This is a genomic window from Sulfitobacter sp. SK012, from assembly GCF_003352085.1.
Taxonomy (GTDB): domain Bacteria; phylum Pseudomonadota; class Alphaproteobacteria; order Rhodobacterales; family Rhodobacteraceae; genus Sulfitobacter.
In genome coordinates, this window is sequence record NZ_CP025804.1 from 4,187,635 (window position 1) to 4,205,888 (window position 18,254).

An 18,254-nucleotide genomic window follows, 5' to 3' on the forward strand; every position below is an offset into this window, starting at 1 on the left:
ATCCAATGTGATCGCGCCCCCTTCCCTGCAGCCTCTGCTACGCCTAAGCTGATTTGACCCAGCCAAGGCAGCCCTCCCCCCGTGCCCAGCCAAAACATTGCCCTCTATCCATGGTTCAAATTCACTCAAAATCTGCTGTTTTGGCAGGCCATTTGGTTTCTCTATTTCCAACAGCAGCTGTCTGCGTCTGAGGCGATTGCACTTTATGCCGTCTACGACATCTCAACGACAGTGCTTGAAGTACCTTCAGGCTATATGTCCGACCGTTTGGGGCGGCGTCGGACGCTGATATTCTCGGCGGTTGCGGCGATCGCAGGGATGGCTTTCATCGCGTTTGGCGACAGCTTTACTATGTTTGCGATGGGGCAGCTGTGTCTCGGGGCCAGCATCGCCTTTGCCTCGGGCACCGATACCGCATTGCTCTATGAATCACTTGTCGATGCCGGGCGTGCTGATGAGGTTGAGGAGCAAGAACTACGTGCGTGGCGGTTTACCTTTGCCGGGTTGGCGATATCTGCTGTCACCGGCGGTGCGATGGCACTTTATGCCCCTGCGTTGCCATTCTTAGCCTCTGCGCTAGCGTTTGCCGGGATGTTGTTCATCACCTTGCGTCTGTCAGAGCCGCAACGGCGTCGTTCGGGCCCGCACCCTGCCCTGCAGCTTGGCTCGCTCGGTGATGCGATCAAACATCCAGTGCTCTGCTGGCTTTTTGCATTGGCGGTTTTGATGTACGGCTTTAGCCACCTGCCATTTGTCTTTGGGCAACCATTTATCCTTAGTGCGCTTTCAAATACCGGTCTGGCCGCCCAAACTCCGTTGGTCAGTGGCGGCGTTTCTGCCATCATGATGCTGTTGTCGGTGGCAGTGTCGCTGGTAGCGCTGGGTTTACGCAACCGGATCGGCCTAACGGGGATCTTGCTCCTTGCCTTCGCGATGCAGATTGCGCTGGCCGGGGTACTATCGCTGACCACGTCGGCGCTGGCGATTGCATTTTTATTCCTGCGCATGGTGCCCAACGCTCTGTCACAACCCTTTATTCTCGCACGCATTCAACCTTTGCTGCCCGATGACAACCGCGCCACGTATCTTTCCGTACAAAGCCTCGTCGGCAGGCTGGTCTTTGCCGCTTCACTGCTGCTGGCGGCAGGATCAACCACCGCAGCTGGAGAAATGCCGGCAGGCGATATCCAGCGCGTTCTGGGGTGGTATGCCATTGCCGGACTCTTCTGTTTGGTCGGCTTGGCGCTGGCTGCGCGCCGGATCACCATGGAGCCGTCCACTTGATTGCCAATTGCACCGCTGCGTCCCAAGCGCTAGGTCACATAGCCAACCCGTAACGAGAGTTCCCGATGAAACCCATCCGCCTCATGTCCGGCTTTTTCACCGTTGGGGTCTGGACCCTTGCCAGCCGCTTTCTGGGATTTGTGCGCGATGTAATGATTGCGGCATACCTTGGTTCGGGCCCAGTGGCCGAGGCGTTTCTGGTGGCGTTTTCCCTACCCAACATGTTTCGCCGCTTTTTTGCCGAAGGCGCCTTCAACATGGCCTTCGTGCCGATGTTTTCTAAACGCCTAGAGGCGGGCGATGACCCCGAAGGGTTCGCCCAAGACGCCTTTGTTGGCATGGCATTTATCCTGACGATATTTACCACTGTGGGTGTCGTGGCGATGCCGGGGCTTGTGCTGCTAATGGCGTCAGGGTTTGCCGGAGATGAACGGTTTGACCTTGCTGTGGAATACGGCCGCCTCGCGTTTCCCTACATCCTCTTTATCTCTTTGGCGGCGCTTATTTCAGGCGTGCTCAATGCCACGGGACGTTTCATGGCGGCCGCGGCGGCCCCAGTGGTTCTTAACGTGATTTTTATCGGTGCCGTTCTGGTCGGTGCTGCCCTTAGCCAACCGGCACCTGATGCCGTAGCGAGTGGTTTGGACCAAGCGATGGGCCTGAGCGTTGGCGATGCGCTTGCGCTGTCGGTCCCCTTTGCTGGGGCTGCACAGCTTGCGTTGGTCTGGTGGGCTGCACGGCGCGCAGGGTTCACCTTGAAACTGTCGCATCGCCCGAGGCTGACACCTGATCTCAAGCGTCTGGCCATTATTGCGGCCCCGGCCGCCCTTGCCGGCGGTGTGGTTCAGGTGAACTTGCTGGTCGGTCGTCAAGTCGCCAGTTTTTATGACGGTGCCGTGGCGTGGCTCAGCTATGCAGATCGATTGTATCAGCTGCCGCTGGGTGTGGTCGGCATCGCAATCGGCGTGGTGCTGCTGCCCGATCTATCGCGGCGACTGAAAGCTGGCGATGATGCGGGATCACAAACCACATTAAGCCGCGCAGCAGAGGTGTCACTGGCGCTCACCATTCCATCAGCCGTGGCACTGGTAGTGATCCCCTTTACGTTGGCGTCGGTTCTGTTTGGACGTGGTGCGGCAGGGCCTGAAGACGTCGCCAATATCGCATTGGCAGTGGCGATATATGGGTTGGGGCTCCCTGCGTTTGTGCTGCAAAAAATCCTGCAGCCGCTATATTTTGCCCGCGCTGATACAAAGCGTCCGTTCTATTTTGCCGTTGTTGCGATGGTGGTTAATGCAGGCCTCGCGCTTGGGCTGGCTCCATTTTTTGGTTGGTTATCACCGGCTGTTGCTGCCTCAGTTGCGGGTTGGGTGATGTTTGCACAGCTTTCACGGGGCGCGCGCGGCTATGGGCAGGCAGCAAAGCTGGACGCTCGTTTCCGCAAACGGATCTGGCGGATTATTGCGGCCTCAATCGCGATGGGCGTCGCGTTGTGGGCGGCCAATTCGGTGTTGCAACCGATCCTTGACTTGGCCTGGTGGCGCGGCCTTGGATTGCTGGCACTGATCCTTGTTGGGGCAGTCAGTTACTTCGGTGTTGGTCAGTTGATCGGAGCCTTCAAAATTAGTGAATTCAAATCAGCGATGCGTCGGAGTTAAACTCGCCCGAGGAACAACCTAACTGCGATGACGAAAACGTCGCAACACGCTGGAAAAACCACCCGGCACCACCAAGAAGCTAAGACCAAATCCGCAAACAAACCCGGCGAGCTCTGCGACCCAACCCATTCCAACGCTGGCAAACATACTGAAAACCAGTTGGAGGCCCATCAGCATCGCAATCAGCGTAAATGCACGCATCTGCTGGCCTCCACCCGCGCCAAGCCTGTGCCATGTGACAAAACTGTAACCACCGATCAGCCCGTAAACACTTGGATAGGCTCCAACAAGCCACGCAGGATCGTTGAGCAGCAATGCATAGATCAACGCGCCACCGATGCCAGACAGGAAGAATATCAGGAACACAGCTACCTGCCCCATCGCCTCGCCGACCAGCTTGCCAAGCGCCAATAGCAACACCATCGCAAAGATGCTTTGGGAAAAGCTGAAGTAAATAAAGGGATAGGTCACGAACCGCGCGACGTGGCGCAAGGGCCACTGCCCTGACGCTAGCATCTGGTTAAAGATATCGCCCGAAAAGCCCCAATCCCGGATCAGTTCAAGACGCCATCCGATGGCACTGGGGCCGCCGATCAGCCCTGCTTCTCCTAGCGCCAGTCCACCCTCGACACCGGCGATAGCCAGAAACAATAAAACAACAACCTGTGGCAGTTTGTTGACGGGTGGCTCAAAGGACGGATCAGACATGTGCGGTCTCCTTGACGGGCGTATGCGCCATGGGTAAGCCCATCGCACCGCCACTTCCAGCCCCCTTTAGGAGCACGCCATGACAGATACCACTTTCACCCCGCGCGTGTTCTCGGGAATTCAGCCATCTGGTGGCTTGACGCTGGGCAACTATTTGGGAGCGATCAAGCGCTTTGTGGATATGCAGAACCTTGGCGATTTTCAGACCGTTTATTGCATGGTCGATCTTCATGCGATCACGGTGTTTCAGGATCCCGAGAAACTACGCCACAACACGCGTGAGCTGGCCGCCGGGTTCATCGCATCAGGCATCAGTCCTGAAAAATCCATTCTCATCAATCAATCTGCCGTGCCAGAGCATGCGCAGCTGGGTTGGATCTTCAGCTGTGTTGCGCGCATGGGCTGGATGGGTCGCATGACCCAGTGGAAGGACAAGGCAGGCAAAAACGCCGAATCCGCGAGCCTTGGTTTGTTTGGATACCCCGCATTGATGGCGGCCGATATTTTGATTTACCACGCGACGCATGTGCCTGTGGGCGAAGATCAAAAGCAGCATCTGGAACTGACCCGCGACATTGCTGCCAAGTTCAACCATGACTACGGCGTTGATTTTTTTCCGCTGACGGAGCCTGTGATCGAAGGTGCCGCAACCCGCGTGATGTCTTTGCGCGATGGCTCTAAAAAGATGTCGAAATCTGATCCATCGGACGCCAGCCGCATCAACATGACCGACAATGCCGATACCATCGCCAAGAAGATCCGCAAAGCCAAGACAGATCCCGATGCGCTGCCTTCTGAAATCGCCGGTCTTAAGGATCGCCCTGAGGCCCGTAATCTGGTCAATATCTATGCCGCACTCAATGAACAAAGCGTTGAAGATGTGCTGCGCGATGTAGGTGGTCAGCAGTTCGGCACGTTTAAGCCCGCTCTTGCGGAGCTTGCCGTTGAGAAACTCGCACCTATTTCGACTGAAATGGCGCGATTGATGAACGATCCCGCCGAGATCGACCGCCTACTCGCGCGCGGTGCCCTGCAGGCACGCGAGATTACTGCGCCGATCTTGCAAAAGACCCGTGAAATTATCGGGATGGTCGGGTAACCTAAGCCTGCCCCCATCAAGGAGCAGAACCCCATGGCCAACACAAACTCTCCGACCCGTGCGCTGATCGAAGGACGCGCGGCGCTCATCGTCATCGACATTCAGGCAAGTACCTTTATCGACGCGTCCGAAGTGCGTTCGATTGACAACATGCCCGGCTACCGTGACCACATGCTCAATGCGCGCGGGGCGATTGATGCCGCACGGGCGGCCGGTATTCCGGTGATTTTCATCCAAGAAGTGCACCGCCCTGACATGGTTGATTTTGGCCGCGAATTGGATGGCGACGAGGACGTGCATTGCCTTGAAGACAACCCAACCACCGCGATCGCTGTGCAAGAGATGGATTTTCGCCCCGACGACTATCTGATCCGAAAGCGCCGCTATTCGGCATTCTTTGGCACGGACTTCGAAATATTGCTGCGCGGGCTCAAGGTAGATACGCTTTTGTTGGTGGGTGGGCTGACAGATGTTTGCGTGCACTACACCTTTGTTGACGGCCATCAGTCGGATTATTTCTGCCGGATCATTGAGGATTGCGTGGCGGGGTCCTCGCTTGAAGCACATGAGGCTTCTTTGCGTGCGATGGAATATCTGCAGACCGGTGCACGGCGCTCGTTGGACGAAGTGATCACAGCGATGCAGGACATCTAAGGGGCGGTACGCTGAGCATGGACAATCTGCGCCGCATTCGCCAATTTCCAACGAAATATCTGGACGGGAACGCGACATGAGCACCGGTTTTTTCTTTGACGAACGCACGATGTGGCATGGTGGTGGCAATTATGCCTTTACGCTTCCCATCGGCGGGTTGGTACAACCCCTCGCGGCAGGTGGCCTGCCCGAAAGCCCCGAGACAAAGCGGCGGCTCAAAAACCTGATGGACGTGACCGGGTTAACCCACGACCTTGATGTACATTCGGCTTCCGAGGCCAGCCGTGAGGCGTTATTGCGGGTGCATCCAGCGGGTTACCTTGATGAGTTCAAAGCGATGTCTGATGCTGGCGGTGGCGAGCTTGGCCGACGGACGCCTTTCGCCGCTGGTGGGTATGAGTTGGCCGCGCTGTCAGCGGGCCTCGCCGTGGGTGCTGTGGATGCGGTTGTGACTGGCGAAGTCCAAAACGCCTATGCGCTCAGCCGTCCACCGGGCCATCACTGCCTGCCAGATTTTCCAAACGGTTTTTGCCTCATGGCCAACATCGCGATTGCGATTGAAGCAGCGCAAGCCAAGAGGCATGCGGCCCGTGTCGTCGTACTGGACTGGGATGTGCATCACGGCAACGGGACCGAAGCGATTTATTACGACCGCGACGATGTGCTCACCATTTCGCTGCATCAAGAGGGGAATTATCCTCTGGATACTGGCGCACTGCTGGATCGGGGTAAGGGCAAGGGCGTGGGGTATAACCTCAATCTGCCGCTGCCTGCAGGAACCGGGCATGATGCCTATCTCTATGCACTGGACCGTGTGGTGATCCCGCAAATTGAGGCGTTCAATCCAGATCTTATCGTTGTTGCCTGCGGTTATGATGCTGCGGTCATTGACCCGTTGGCACGTATGTTGGCCACCGCTGACACATTCCGCCAGATGACGCTGCGGATCAAGGATGCAGCAGAGCGCCTGTGCGACGGCAAACTGGTTCTGGTGCATGAGGGCGGCTATTCTGAGGTCTATGTACCCTTTTGCGGGCATGCGACGCTTGAGGCGCTGTCAGGCAGTCAGATCACCGCCCCTGATCCGTTTGCACACGCATTTACCGTGCGCCAGCCTAACGCGCGCTTCGGAGCGTTTTTGAAAGACACTATCGATGAGCTTGCTTTAGAATTGGGGATATAGTCTTGCCCGACCTTAACGCAGATGCGTTGCAGTTCCTGCAAACCCGGCGCTCGCGCCCCGCTAAGACATTGGGCCTACCTGTCCCAGATCAAACGGCGCTGATGCCGCTCTTGACGGCGGCCGCACGCAGCCCGGATCACGGTAAATTGGAGCCTTGGCGCTTTATTGTAATCGACCGGGCGGCGATGGGCCCTTTGGCGGAACTTGCTCAGGCAAGAGGAACGGCATTGGGCTTGGATGCCGAGCAGATCCAAAAAGGGCGCGGTCAATTCGACCTAGGACAACTTGCCGTCGTTGTCGTCGAAGTGCACAAACCCTCCGAGAAGATCCCAGCACTTGAACAGACATATTCTGCGGGGGCGGTTTGCCTCGCATTGCTGAACGCAGCGCTGGCTGCTGGCTGGGGGGCCAATTGGCTTAGCGGTTGGGTTTCTCATGATCGCGACTTTCAGACGCAAGGCTTTGGGCTGGAGGCGCATGAACGGATCGCAGGCATCATCCACATCGGTACGGAAACCAGCGCGCCCCCAGATCGCCCGCGCCCCGACATTGAGGCATTGACGACATGGCTATAGGGCTCATCTTTTCCGCGTTCTCACAGACGCTGGGACAGCTTGATGATCCGCGCTTTCGGCGGGTACTGTTGATGGGGATCGGGCTGGCGCTGTGTTTGCTGGTGGCTGTCTCTGCCGGCTTCGTCTGGCTGGGCAACTGGATGACCGGTGATGATGTTTGGTTGCCGTTTTTGGGCGAGGTGAACTGGCTCGACGATCTTGTAAGCTGGGGTGCGGCGATCCTACTGTTGGTGCTGTCGATCTTCTTGATGGTTCCTGTCGCCTCTGCCATCACGTCGATGTTTCTCGATGATGTGGCTGACGCCGTCGAAGCGGTGCATTATCCAACCCTGCCGCAACGCCCCCGCACGCCATTTTGGGAAGCGCTGCGCGATACTGTGAATTTTCTTGGTGTGCTGGTGGGCGTCAATGTGCTCGCGTTGATCGCCTATATCGTGTTTGCGCCTATCGCGATCTTCATTTTTTGGGGCGTAAATGGATTCTTGTTGGGCCGGGAATATTACACGCTGGCCGCAATGCGACGGGTCGGACGAAAGCAGGCCCGTGTGCTGCGGCGTCGGAATATTCTGACAATCTGGGCCGCAGGTATTTTGATGGCGATCCCGCTCTCAATTCCAGTGGTGAACCTGTTGGTGCCAATCTTGGGAGCCGCGACGTTTACCCATCTGTTCCATCTATTGCCACAGGGCGACCCCCGCCCATAAAGCTCCCTACATCATCTACACTGATCGCGCCCGACAGGATGATCACGGCGATGATCCCCCAAAGAAGCACGGCAATCACGGTAGTGATCAGTGCCTTTGGCCTGAGATGATGGTGCTCAGGCGCGCCGGCGTGGGTGCCGGGCAAGGTTTCACCAAGGTCACCTTGGGTTTTGATCCGAAACGGCAGCACAACAAAGAACGTCATGAACCAGATGACAGCGAACAGGACGAGACCAGACATAACACCCATGATTTAGACCTGCTCCAGTTCGACAAGCGCGCCGTTAAAATCCTTGGGGTGCAAGAACAGCACGGGCTTGCCGTGGGCACCTATCTTGGGCTCACCGGTGCCCAGAACGCGGGCGCCGGTTGACTGAAGATGATCGCGCGCAGCGATGATATCGTCGACCTCATAACAAATATGGTGAATGCCGCCGGCGGGGTTCTTTTCGAGGAAACCATTGATGGGCGAATTTTCCCCCAAAGGGTACAAAAGTTCGATCTTGGTATTGGGTAGCTCGATAAAAATGACTGTCACGCCGTGGTCTGGTTCGTCCTGCGGCGCGCCGACAGTTGCGCCCAGAGCATTGCGGTACTGATCAGCGGCAGCATCCAGATCCGGCACAGCGATGGCAACGTGATTGAGGCGTCCGATCATCTTCTTCTCCAACAAGGTGGGGCGTTTGGGGGGGTTATGCCGCGTGAAACTGCCCAGCGCAATGCGACGCATTAACGCCCTGTTAGGCAAGTTTACGTAACGATGGGTAAAGCGATTCAACCCTCGGAGACCCACATGGATACGTTAGACCCCTTTGCGGCGAACATCCCAACGCCAACCGCGGCGCGGCCTCTTTTGGGGCTTACCGTTCTAGTCATCGAAGACAGCCGATATGCATGCGAAGCGATGCGGCTCTTGTGCCTACGTTCTGGCGCGCGCATTCGGCGGGCGGATTGTCTGCGCTCAGCGCGGCGCCATCTTCAAGTGTACCGCCCATCAATTGTGGTGGTCGATTTGGGCCTGCCGGACGGAAACGGCGTTGATTTGATCACAGAACTGGCGCAGGCACAGGCGGACGGCACAATTGTCATAGCGACATCCGGGGATACCCACCGTGCCCCTGATGCGATGGCTGCTGGGGCGCATGGGTTTCTAGACAAACCTGTTGTGTCACTAGCGGCCTTTCAGGAATTGATCCTATCCGCCCTCCCCGCAGATCGGCTGCCTGCCAGTCCCCGCATGTTGTCGGATGAAACGATCACGCCTGACCGCATGGCATTTCAGGATGACATGTCCCACATTGCCGAAGTTCTCGAAGATCCGCCCAATGATGTTGCGTTGGATTACGTGGCGCAGTTTCTAAGCGGTGTGGCACGCAGTGCGGATGATCCCCGGCTTGAAAAAGCTGCGTTGGCTCTGGCTGAGAAGCGTGCACTCGGCCAATCCGCGGCATCTGAGACTGCGCAGATCGCGGGGTTGATCCAACAACGGCTTAACCAAAAAATAGCAATCTAAGCGTGGCGCGCTAAAGCGTGGGGTCGCTGGCGTCCCTTACAAGACCGGTCATATCGCCCAACCGCTCAATTTGTTGGCCATCTTTGTCAAAATTCGCAGGTGACAGCCACGTCGCATAAGCCTCTTTCAACGCGGGCCATTCAGAATCTATTGCCGCAAACCAAGCGGTATCACGATTGCGGCCCTTCACAACGAGCGCTTGCCGAAAGACCCCCTCAAAGCTGAAGCCCAGACGTTGCGCCGCACGGCGGGACGGGGCGTTGAGCGCATTGCATTTCCATTCATAGCGTCGGTACCCGGCCTCAAAGGCCCATTGCATCATCAAAAACATCGCCTCGGTTGACGCACGGGTGCGCTGCAGCGCCGGACCGTAGTTAATATTGCCTACCTCGATTGAACCTGCGTCAGCAGCGATACGCAGATAGCTCGCCACCCCCTCCCAGTGGCCTGTTTCAAGGTTCTTGATGGCATAAAACAGCGGGTCATCATGAGCAGACGCGTCTCGGACCCAACGGTGATATTTGGCAGATGACGAAAACGGGCCATAAGGTAAGTAGTCCCAGACTGCGTCATGTCCTTCGTAGGCATTAAAAAGAAGTGCTGCATGGCGTTCGGGATTCAACCGTTCCAGCCGGACATATTGGCCTTCAAGGGGAACACCGGACGGGCGCGCTGGCGCTGTCCAATTCGGTACGAGAGAGCCTAAAGGCGCGGGGGGATTTTCGGTCAACATACCTGAACGTTATGGCGAATACCCGCCATGGCCAAGGCCAGTAATTTCACGCCTGAAACCTGCATCTGCCGAAGTATGGGCCTCTCAGGACCAAACTCCTGCCACATTATGACAATAAACAAATCATTAATACTAACCCTAGGAGCAAGCGATGAAGCGCTTTTTGACAAAATTCCGTGCCGACACATCTGGTGCCGTGACCGTCGATTGGGTCGTTCTTTGCGCTGCCGTCGTTGGTCTTGCTGTAGCTGCGATTTCTTCTATCCAGACTGGCACATCCGATTTAGGTGACAGCATCTGGGCCTACACAACATCACTAGACTTCTTTTAGAGCCGTTTTTGGCGCGTCACATCAACAGTTGTGGATCCGCGCCCATTTCCAACCCTGGAAAAACGTGACGCTCTAGCGTTGCGTTATCGATGCCTGTCAGCCCTCGCATAATCCATGCGGCATGGGCACGCACATCGCGCGTCGGCATCAAATCACGTCCACCATAAAGAGCATCGGGTGTTACGCCTGGCCATTGCCCATGGACCTTGCCACCCCGCACCGCACCACCGGCCATAACCATCAGCCCGCCTGTCCCGTGATCGGTTCCCCGGGTCCCGTTTTCGCGCGCGGTGCGTCCAAATTCAGTCATTGCGATCACAGCTGTTTTCTGCCAGGCATCTGGGCGCATTGATTTTTCTAGTGTCAGCAGCGTTTCTTGCAAGGGTTTCAGCGCACGCGGCAACAAATTGGCCTGACCACGGTGCGTGTCCCATCCATTTAGCGAAAACGCAGCAACACGAGCGTCTTTGTTCAACCGGTCGGCCGCGTAATGCGCAATTTCAGCATGCGGTGTCTGACGCCCGGATGCATCGCCCTCCATCATCGCGGCTTGCGCCCCTTCAGAGAGCGACATCGCCTCAGCCAAGGCTGCGTGCATCTGCGGATCGCTTTCCATGACCAACTCAGCAAGGCGCAATGCCTGCGGGCTAAGACGCAGATCAGAATCAGGTGCCCAGTTCGCGACCGGCGCAGCCCCATTCAACAAACGCATGTCACTGTGGCCAATGGCATAGGCCGTATCTGCATGCACACCCGGCACTTGCTGGAGCATGCGGTTCAACCAGCCGTCGCGCGCAACCACACCATCTTCGCTGGTTCCAGCCTCCAGCAAATCCTGCCCGTCGAAATGGCTGCGTTTATCGCGGTAGGGAGTGGACACGGCATGCACAAATCCCAATTGCCCACGCTGCCACATCGGCATCAGACCGCCCAGCGCCGGGTGCAGTTGGAAAAACCCGTCCAGATCCAGCCCCGGATCACGCAACGTGGCATGCCGCAGCGCTGCAAATCCCGGATCACCAATGGGGCGCACCACATCCAGCCCATCCATTCCGCCACGCAAGATAATCACAACCAGTCGGGTATCCCAAGGTGCTTGGGCAAAGCTCACGGGGGTCAGCAGCGGGCTCGCGGCTAAAGAGCAGCCAACAAGCGTGGCGCGGGTCAAAAAGCGTCGGCGGGAGAGTGATGTCATTTGGGTCATCCTTTCCTAGCGCCGCTGAAACGCTGGTGCACAAAGCACGAGGCCAATTGCTTCATGCCGGCTTTCAGCGGCACCAGCGGCAAAAACCACCTCCGGCGGAGCAAGCGCGCCCAGCGCTGTTACGACAAAATCACGCGGGTCAGGCAGTTCCGGCATTAACCGCAGTGGCACCTGCATCGCCCATTCCATCCGCGCCGCAATACCTTGAGGTGTGACCCACGCGTTGTCCTCTTCGGGCCAACCGTCGGGGCCATCTGGTTTTTGATAGGTTTGGCCCATCAGCGCCATCGGCTTGTAAAACAGGTCAATAATGTCTTTTTCGACCAACCCATCAACAGCGCCAGATGTCATCCCCAGCGCACGAAAGGCTGCACCAATAAATTCATCCGCTGGTCGCATGTTCAGCGCAGTCTCCTGCCATGCGGCCGGATGTTCCAGCAAGGCCGCATAAACCGGCATCAGTGCACCGTCGTTTTCCAGATAGGCCGCTTCAAGATGCGCCACCAACAGGGGATCGGGCATGTCGGAAACAAAGTGCACGGCCAATTTCTGGGCGATATGGCGTGCGGTGGCGGGATGGCGCGCAAGGTCCTCTAGAACGCTGTGGATCACGCCGATGCTTGGTTTGGGTCCATAAGTCTTGCCAAGGACTGTTTCAGTTCCTGGTTCAACAAAGTCTTTTCGGAACTTGAATCCATGCTCAACCTGAAAGCTCATGCCAGTGAACAGCTCTGCCAATTGGCGCACGTCGTCTTGCGTATAAGGGCCACTGACGCCCAGCGTGTGCAACTCAATCACTTCGCGGGCAAGGTTTTCGTTCAGTCCTGCCTTGCGGCCTATTTTTAGGGCACGGTTGCTTTGCGGCCCCATGGATCGCTCTTGATCCAAATAGTGAACCATCAGTGGGTGGGTCACAGCCGCGATCAACAAATCTGCGAAGCGCCCACCAACGTGTGGCCGCATGACCGTTTCGATAAATGGCGCGGTGCCACGGCGCAGCACGCCGGCCTTACCTTGGGCCGAAAAATGATCCCCCCAAAATGCAACCAAACGCTCAAAAAATGCTTGCTGTGTATGAGCACGCCGCAACATGCTGGCAAGCATCCAACGCCTGCTATCTTGGCGGGCAGCGCGGTTGATCACCTTGCGCTCCTTTGTGAGGCGTTGGACGTCGTCCTTCGCTCCAGCCTTGCGGGCTTTCTTGAGCTCTTTGCGTTTGGATGTGGCAAGGATCATCCGATTGCGGAATGTCTCAAAACCCTCAATCGGGAAGTTTTCCGCCTGAACATCAGCAGCCGTTATTCCAGCGAGCATCGCTGCTGTGGAAGCTACAGGCGGATTTAACGGCGATAGACCGTAGCCAAAACGCCGCTCGGCAAACTCAGGTGAAAACGTCACAACCAGCCCTTTGCTTTGGTACCTTCTCGCCCAATATAGGGCTTCACCCGAGCCATTGCACGGGTCGCCGCGTTCAGGGGATGATTTGGCGGAACTGTGCCCGCGACATCTGCATCAGATTGAAGGAATGGCATGTACTTAAAGGCCACGCGGAAATTCATGCTGTCACGTAAGCAATAATGCCTCACGCCAAGCCAGCTTTCAAAACAAAGACCCATACCGCGGCAGACAAAAAAGAAACGCCGCGGGGATACCGCGGCGTTCTATTTAGTCTTGTGGGATGACACGCAGACCGAGCTCCATCAACTGATCCGGGGCTGGCTCACTTGGGGCGTTCATCATCAGATCTTCTGCGCGCTGGTTCATCGGGAACAAGATAACTTCGCGAATGTTCGCTTCGTCAGCCAGCAACATTACGATGCGGTCAATCCCAGCGGCACACCCGCCGTGGGGCGGAGCGCCGTATTGAAACGCGTTAACCATGCCGCCAAAGCGCTTGCGTACCTCGTCTTCGCCGTAGCCCGCGATTTCAAACGCCTTGAACATGATCTCTGGCTTGTGGTTTCGGATGGCTCCGGACACCAGCTCATAGCCGTTGCACGCAAGGTCGTATTGATAACCCAGCACTTTAAGCGGATCGCCCTGCAACGCTTCCATCCCGCCCTGCGGCATTGAAAAAGGGTTGTGCTCAAAATCGATCTTGCCGCTCTCAGCGTCTTTCTCAAAGATCGGGAAGTCGACGATCCACGCAAAAGCGAAGCGCTCTTTGTCGGTCAGACCCAGCTCTTCGCCGATGACATTGCGCGCACGGCCCGCAACGGCTTCAAAGGTCTTGGGCTTTCCGCCTAGGAAGAAGGCCGCATCGCCAACTTTAAGGCCCAGTTGCTGACGAATGGCTTCGGTCCGCTCTGGCCCGATGTTCTTGGCCAAAGGTCCTGCAGCTTCCATGCCCTCGCCTTGGTCGCGCCAGAAGATGTAGCCCATACCAGGAAGGCCTTCCTTCTGGGCAAACGCGTTCATACGGTCACAAAATTTGCGGCTGCCGCCAGACGGGGCCGGAATTGCGCGAATTTGAGTGCCGTCTTGCTCAAGAAGCTTGGCAAAAATCGCAAATCCGGAGCCTTCGAAATGCTCGGACACAACCTGCATTTTGATCGGGTTACGCAGGTCGGGCTTGTCAGAGCCATACCACAGAGCTGCATCTTTGTAGGAAATCTGCGCCCAGTCTTTATCAACGGCCCTGCCGCCGCCAAATTCTTCGAAGATGCCGCCAATTACCGGTTCAATCGTGTCAAAGACGTCCTGCTGCGTGACAAAGGACATCTCCAAATCAAGCTGGTAGAAATCAGTGGGCGATCGGTCAGCACGCGGGTCTTCATCGCGGAAACACGGCGCGATCTGGAAATACTTGTCAAAGCCTGAGACCATCAACAGCTGTTTGAACTGCTGCGGGGCTTGTGGCAGCGCATAGAACTTGCCCGGGTGTAGACGGCTTGGGACCAGAAAGTCGCGCGCGCCTTCTGGCGAAGAGGCCGTGATGATCGGTGTCTGGAATTCGCGGAATTTTTGGTCCCACATCCGCTTGCGGATCGACGTCACAACGTCTGAACGCAACACCATGTTGGCTTGCATCTTTTCACGGCGCAGATCGAGGTAACGGTAGCGCAGGCGCGTTTCTTCGGGATATTCTTGTTCACCAAATACCTGCAAGGGCAGCTCGGCGGATGCGCCCAGTACTTCGATTTCGCGGACGAACACTTCGATCTCGCCAGTCGGGATTTTGCTGTTGATCAAGGATGCATCACGCGCTTTGACCTCACCGTCGATCCGGATACACCATTCCGCGCGGACCTTTTCCACTCCGGAAAATGCCGCTGAATCCGGGTCACAGAGTATCTGCGTTATGCCGTAGTGGTCGCGCAGATCGATGAACAGAATGCCGCCGTGGTCGCGCACTCGGTGGACCCAGCCTGACAAACGCACAGTATCCCCGACATTAGAGGCATTGAGGTCGGCGCAGGTTTGTGAGCGGTAGGCGTGCATGACGGTCCCTTTCGGTGGGCAAATGTTCGGCGCAGATACACCGTTTGGGGGCCATGAAGTCAAGGGTGCGTCGTGCCTGCAGGCTATGCTTTGGCAGTCTGGGTAGTCAGATCGTAACCAAAGGGGCGCTCTAGGGTCCAATCCAGACCCTTTTGGATGAATTCATGATCCTCGGGAGACAGATCATCTAACGACGCTGAGGGCGGATTACCTTTGTTGCCGACGTATTCTTGGATCGGCTTAAAAGGGCCGCTGCGCGCGAGCCCAAAGCGGCTTTCAAGCGCATCGACCAACATTTCTGGGCGATCGCGCGCGTCATCAAGCGTCACGACACAGGCATGGGCAAACCGTTGGGTCATCCCAATATGAGCGCGCAGTTTAACGGTGCGCATCTCAAGGATGTTATGAAAGCGCCGGCCCTCAATTGGATGACGGTCAAGCTGTAGCACCTCGCCGCGCAAGGACATGTTCTGGCGGTACCCCGCATTGCGCCAACCTTGCCCCGCTGGCCGCGCAATACTGTCCCATTCCGCGCGCAGAAACTTGGATAGGCTCAGTTCTTTCAACTGGGGTTCCGCAGCAAAAGGCGTGGCGTGCAGGCTTAGGATCCACTCCAGCGGATCACGCACGATACATATGATCAGCGCCTCGGACGAGACAGCGGGCACAGTCATAAAACCATGTTTCCAGCCATAATGATGCACTGCCTTGGCCTTCAAATTTTGCTCCATGAGACTGCGCAGATAGGTTGTGCCAGATCGCCGTTCGCCGAACACCTGAAAATGGGTAATGGGGCGGGTCATGTTGACGGCGGATTGATGGACAAGGATCGGGTCTGGCATGTGGTATCCATGGTTTTTGGGCAGGTGGCCGTAGAGAAACCTGCGCGGATATGGCTATATCCTGGTACATTAATTTCTATGTAAGTTTGGCGCGAGCGTAACGCCGGCACTTCTTTTCCTATAATGAACCTCATGGAAAACTAGGACAAGCATTTCGTCTTGCCTTGGCTCGTCGCCAAGAAGTCCTGGATGCTGCCCAGACTAAAATTCAAGGTGTCAGCACCCGCAAGAATATTGGCCGTGCGGGCCGCTGCGAAATTCTGAGCCATGAATTGAAGGATCAACTACGCCGCCATTGCAGCTATTATCCAGACATTGACTTTAGTCACGTTGGAATCAGCAACCTATCGTCTGACTTGAACCCTCGGCAGCATTGCATCGGCGAAGCGCAGCACCTCATGGTAGGCTGTTGACACAAAAAGGCTCAACTAATAGGCGTTACTCGGGCCCTAAAATGATGGACTGGATTTAAATGAAAGTCGTCATTCTAGCCGGAGGTCTTGGTACCCGCATCAGCGAAGAAACGCATATCCGGCCAAAGCCGATGGTCGAGATAGGCGGCATGCCGATCTTGTGGCATATTATGAAGATCTATTCAGCACATGGCCTTAATGACTTCATCGTTTGCCTTGGATACAAATCATATTTTATCAAAGAATATTTCTCTAACTACCTTTTGCACAAGTCGGACGTAACATTTGACATGCGAACAAGCGGAGTTGATGTACATCATCGAGATGCCGAACCCTGGCGCGTTTCTTTGATTGATACAGGCCTCGAAACTCAGACAGGTGGACGCCTCAAGCGGGTTGCGAAATACATTGGTGATGATGATTTCTGTATGACGTATGGGGACGGCGTTGCTGACGTCGATCTAACTGCTGAAATCGCCTTTCATAAAAGTCACAATAAATTGGCGACGATATTGGCTGTAGCGCCCCCGGGGCGTTTTGGTGCGCTGGACATAGATGAGAACAACGCAGTCAAAGGCTTTGCAGAAAAGCCAAGTGGTGATGGTGCTCGGATAAATGGTGGGTTCTTTGTTCTATCTCCGAAGGTTCTCGACTATATCGACGGCGATTCCGACGCTTGGGAAGGTAAACCACTGACACAACTTGCGGCAGAAGGAGAAGTTCGGGCATTTCGGCATGACGGGTTTTGGCAACCAATGGACACGCTGCGCGACCGCAATACACTAGACGGGCTGCTGGCTCGGGATGAAGCGCCTTGGAAGACATGGAGCTAATTTCTTTCTGGAAAGATAAATCCGTATTCCTAACCGGACATACCGGGTTCAAAGGGGCTTGGATGGCTCTACTGCTGAGCCATATGGGTGCACGTGTCACTGGGTATTCTTTGGCACCTGAAAGTTCGCCAAATCTATTTGAATTATGTGGTGTCGCCGACAAAATTACAGATCACCAGATCGCAGATATTCGTGACGTAGACGCATTGCAGAAATCGGTCGCCAAAGCACAGCCCGAGGTTATTTTTCATCTTGCTGCGCAGTCCCTTGTCCGGCGCAGTTATTCAGTTCCGGTAGAGACCTTTGAAATAAATGTAATGGGCACAGCGCATGTATTGGAAGCCACGCGGCAACTGCCATATCCTTGTGCTGTTGTCGCTGTAACGACTGACAAAGTGTATGAAAACCCCGAGCGCATTTATCCTTTCCGCGAAATCGATCCGCTCGGGGCTGCCGACCCCTACAGCACCAGCAAGGCTGCCGCTGAATTGGTCATCGCAACATGGAGCAAGAGCTTTGCTCCAAAAAATGGCCATGGGATGCGCATAGCATCGGTCCGCGCGGGCAATGTTATAGGTGGTGGTGACTGGGCCAAAGATCGTTTGGTACCGGATTGTATCCGCGCATTCGTCGCGGGAGATTCAGCGCAAATTCGTAACCCAACTGCGGTGCGCCCTTGGCAGCATGTGCTTGACCCAATCAACGGCTATCTCGTCGTTGCTGAGCATATGATGCAATCAATGGAACACATCGTTCAAAAACCAGCTTGGAATTTTGGCCCTGATCTTCGCGGGGAAGCTAGCGCGTTGGCCATTTCAGAGCGCGCGGCGCTTTTGTGGGGTGATGGCGCAAGCCTTGAGGTGTCTCCCCAAGCTGATGCACCGCTTGAAGCAAACCTGTTGAGGCTCGACAGTTCTAAGGCAATGCTTGAACTTGGTTGGACGGCGCGCTGGGACCTTGACAGAACCATCGATGAAACCATCCGCTGGTACAAGGCATGGGCTGACGGCAAAGATATGGCTGCGTTTACTCAGGCCCAGATCGCAAATTTCATCGACCAGCAGCAAGGTGGTCATTGA

Annotated in this window: 19 protein-coding genes; 11 read left to right on the forward strand and 8 right to left on the reverse strand. The window is 56.0% G+C overall.

Features of this window, described 5'->3' with window-relative positions; translation table 11 throughout:
- The first annotated feature begins 81 nt into the window (after positions 1-81).
- A complete protein-coding gene (locus C1J03_RS20430) occupies positions 82-1,284 on the forward strand; it encodes an MFS transporter (RefSeq protein ID WP_114888258.1) in 1,203 nt (400 codons plus the stop codon).
- A gap of 65 nt (positions 1,285-1,349) precedes the next feature.
- Positions 1,350-2,942 carry a murein biosynthesis integral membrane protein MurJ gene (gene murJ / locus C1J03_RS20435; RefSeq protein ID WP_114888259.1) on the forward strand — a complete coding sequence of 531 codons (1,593 nt, stop codon included), beginning with the start codon at positions 1,350-1,352 and terminating at the stop codon, positions 2,940-2,942.
- Between the two features lie 18 nt (positions 2,943-2,960).
- Here the strand turns inward: murJ and C1J03_RS20440 are convergent, their stop codons facing one another.
- Positions 2,961-3,650: a rhomboid family intramembrane serine protease gene (locus tag C1J03_RS20440; RefSeq protein ID WP_114888260.1), complete on the reverse strand. Its 690-nt coding sequence runs from the start codon at positions 3,648-3,650 to the stop codon at positions 2,961-2,963.
- Positions 3,651-3,729: 79 nt separating this feature from the next.
- On the opposite strand from C1J03_RS20440, the gene trpS reads away from it, so the two are divergent.
- The 5 genes from trpS to C1J03_RS20465 all read left to right on the forward strand — a co-directional run bounded on the left by trpS (position 3,730) and on the right by C1J03_RS20465 (position 7,865).
- Entirely contained in the window at positions 3,730-4,749 is a 1,020-nt protein-coding gene (gene trpS / locus C1J03_RS20445; RefSeq protein ID WP_114888261.1) for a tryptophan--tRNA ligase, read from the forward strand.
- Positions 4,750-4,782: 33 nt separating this feature from the next.
- Positions 4,783-5,403: a cysteine hydrolase gene (locus C1J03_RS20450; protein ID WP_114888262.1), complete on the forward strand. Its 621-nt coding sequence runs from the start codon at positions 4,783-4,785 to the stop codon at positions 5,401-5,403.
- Positions 5,404-5,479: 76 nt separating this feature from the next.
- Positions 5,480-6,586: a class II histone deacetylase gene (locus C1J03_RS20455; protein ID WP_114888263.1), complete on the forward strand. Its 1,107-nt coding sequence runs from the start codon at positions 5,480-5,482 to the stop codon at positions 6,584-6,586.
- Between the two features lie 2 nt (positions 6,587-6,588).
- Positions 6,589-7,161, forward strand: coding sequence for a nitroreductase family protein (locus C1J03_RS20460; RefSeq protein WP_114888264.1), 573 nt, complete (start codon positions 6,589-6,591; stop codon positions 7,159-7,161).
- The gene (locus C1J03_RS20465) at positions 7,152-7,865 is read left to right on the forward strand and encodes an EI24 domain-containing protein (RefSeq protein ID WP_114888265.1); all 714 of its coding nucleotides are present in this window, start codon (positions 7,152-7,154) and stop codon (positions 7,863-7,865) included. Before C1J03_RS20460 ends, C1J03_RS20465 begins: the two co-directional genes overlap by 10 nt.
- Here the strand turns inward: C1J03_RS20465 and C1J03_RS20470 are convergent.
- Both C1J03_RS20470 and mce read right to left on the reverse strand, forming a co-directional pair.
- Complete coding sequence (locus tag C1J03_RS20470; protein WP_114888266.1) at positions 7,819-8,115, reverse strand: DUF1467 family protein; 297 nt, start codon at positions 8,113-8,115, stop codon at positions 7,819-7,821. The genes C1J03_RS20465 and C1J03_RS20470 overlap by 47 nt on opposite strands.
- Positions 8,116-8,118: 3 nt before the next feature.
- Positions 8,119-8,523 (reverse strand): methylmalonyl-CoA epimerase, encoded by a 405-nt coding sequence (mce, locus tag C1J03_RS20475; RefSeq protein WP_114889112.1) that lies wholly within the window; start codon positions 8,521-8,523, stop codon positions 8,119-8,121.
- Positions 8,524-8,658: 135 nt separating this feature from the next.
- Between mce and C1J03_RS20480 the strand changes: the two genes are divergently transcribed.
- Complete coding sequence (locus C1J03_RS20480) at positions 8,659-9,378, forward strand: response regulator (protein WP_114888267.1); 720 nt, start codon at positions 8,659-8,661, stop codon at positions 9,376-9,378.
- 10 nt (positions 9,379-9,388) lie between these two features.
- On the opposite strand, the gene C1J03_RS20485 is transcribed toward C1J03_RS20480, so the two are convergent.
- A complete protein-coding gene (locus C1J03_RS20485; RefSeq protein ID WP_174234482.1) occupies positions 9,389-10,111 on the reverse strand; it encodes a GNAT family N-acetyltransferase in 723 nt (240 codons plus the stop codon).
- Positions 10,112-10,262: 151 nt separating this feature from the next.
- Between C1J03_RS20485 and C1J03_RS20490 the strand changes: the two genes are divergently transcribed.
- Entirely contained in the window at positions 10,263-10,442 is a 180-nt protein-coding gene (locus C1J03_RS20490; RefSeq protein ID WP_114888268.1) for a hypothetical protein, read from the forward strand.
- Positions 10,443-10,458: 16 nt separating this feature from the next.
- On the opposite strand, the gene C1J03_RS20495 is transcribed toward C1J03_RS20490, so the two are convergent.
- The 4 genes from C1J03_RS20495 to C1J03_RS20510 all read right to left on the reverse strand — a co-directional run bounded on the left by C1J03_RS20495 (position 10,459) and on the right by C1J03_RS20510 (position 15,929).
- On the reverse strand, positions 10,459-11,637 hold the full coding sequence (locus tag C1J03_RS20495; protein ID WP_114888269.1) for a DUF1501 domain-containing protein: 1,179 nt from the start codon (positions 11,635-11,637) through the stop codon (positions 10,459-10,461).
- A gap of 15 nt (positions 11,638-11,652) precedes the next feature.
- Positions 11,653-13,044, reverse strand: coding sequence for a DUF1800 domain-containing protein (locus C1J03_RS20500; protein WP_114888270.1), 1,392 nt, complete (start codon positions 13,042-13,044; stop codon positions 11,653-11,655).
- 267 nt (positions 13,045-13,311) lie between these two features.
- Positions 13,312-15,087, reverse strand: a complete 1,776-nt coding sequence (aspS, locus tag C1J03_RS20505) for an aspartate--tRNA ligase (RefSeq protein WP_114888271.1) — start codon at positions 15,085-15,087, stop codon at positions 13,312-13,314.
- 83 nt (positions 15,088-15,170) lie between these two features.
- Complete coding sequence (locus C1J03_RS20510) at positions 15,171-15,929, reverse strand: hypothetical protein (RefSeq protein ID WP_114888272.1); 759 nt, start codon at positions 15,927-15,929, stop codon at positions 15,171-15,173.
- 472 nt (positions 15,930-16,401) lie between these two features.
- Here C1J03_RS20510 and rfbF point away from each other — a divergent pair, with 472 nt between their 5' ends.
- Positions 16,402-17,175 (forward strand): glucose-1-phosphate cytidylyltransferase, encoded by a 774-nt coding sequence (gene rfbF / locus C1J03_RS20515; protein WP_114888273.1) that lies wholly within the window; start codon positions 16,402-16,404, stop codon positions 17,173-17,175.
- Complete coding sequence (gene rfbG, locus C1J03_RS20520; RefSeq protein WP_114888274.1) at positions 17,166-18,254, forward strand: CDP-glucose 4,6-dehydratase; 1,089 nt, start codon at positions 17,166-17,168, stop codon at positions 18,252-18,254. Before rfbF ends, rfbG begins: the two co-directional genes overlap by 10 nt.

What these genes read in the sequence shown, in the direction of transcription:
- C1J03_RS20510 (WP_114888272.1), bottom strand. Translation starts at nt 15,929, where the DNA reads ATGCCAGACCCGATCCTTGTCCATCAATCCGCCGTCAACATGACCCGC.
- mce (WP_114889112.1), bottom strand. Translation starts at nt 8,523, where the DNA reads ATGATCGGACGCCTCAATCACGTTGCCATCGCTGTGCCGGATCTGGAT.
- rfbF (WP_114888273.1), top strand. Translation starts at nt 16,402, where the DNA reads ATGAAAGTCGTCATTCTAGCCGGAGGTCTTGGTACCCGCATCAGCGAA.
- C1J03_RS20490 (WP_114888268.1), top strand. Translation starts at nt 10,263, where the DNA reads ATGAAGCGCTTTTTGACAAAATTCCGTGCCGACACATCTGGTGCCGTG.
- rfbG (WP_114888274.1), top strand. Translation starts at nt 17,166, where the DNA reads ATGGAGCTAATTTCTTTCTGGAAAGATAAATCCGTATTCCTAACCGGA.
- C1J03_RS20495 (WP_114888269.1), bottom strand. Translation starts at nt 11,637, where the DNA reads ATGACATCACTCTCCCGCCGACGCTTTTTGACCCGCGCCACGCTTGTT.
- C1J03_RS20440 (WP_114888260.1), bottom strand. Translation starts at nt 3,650, where the DNA reads ATGTCTGATCCGTCCTTTGAGCCACCCGTCAACAAACTGCCACAGGTT.
- trpS (WP_114888261.1), top strand. Translation starts at nt 3,730, where the DNA reads ATGACAGATACCACTTTCACCCCGCGCGTGTTCTCGGGAATTCAGCCA.
- C1J03_RS20455 (WP_114888263.1), top strand. Translation starts at nt 5,480, where the DNA reads ATGAGCACCGGTTTTTTCTTTGACGAACGCACGATGTGGCATGGTGGT.
- C1J03_RS20485 (WP_174234482.1), bottom strand. Translation starts at nt 10,111, where the DNA reads ATGTTGACCGAAAATCCCCCCGCGCCTTTAGGCTCTCTCGTACCGAAT.
- murJ (WP_114888259.1), top strand. Translation starts at nt 1,350, where the DNA reads ATGAAACCCATCCGCCTCATGTCCGGCTTTTTCACCGTTGGGGTCTGG.
- C1J03_RS20465 (WP_114888265.1), top strand. Translation starts at nt 7,152, where the DNA reads ATGGCTATAGGGCTCATCTTTTCCGCGTTCTCACAGACGCTGGGACAG.
- C1J03_RS20470 (WP_114888266.1), bottom strand. Translation starts at nt 8,115, where the DNA reads ATGGGTGTTATGTCTGGTCTCGTCCTGTTCGCTGTCATCTGGTTCATG.
- aspS (WP_114888271.1), bottom strand. Translation starts at nt 15,087, where the DNA reads ATGCACGCCTACCGCTCACAAACCTGCGCCGACCTCAATGCCTCTAAT.
- C1J03_RS20450 (WP_114888262.1), top strand. Translation starts at nt 4,783, where the DNA reads ATGGCCAACACAAACTCTCCGACCCGTGCGCTGATCGAAGGACGCGCG.
- C1J03_RS20480 (WP_114888267.1), top strand. Translation starts at nt 8,659, where the DNA reads ATGGATACGTTAGACCCCTTTGCGGCGAACATCCCAACGCCAACCGCG.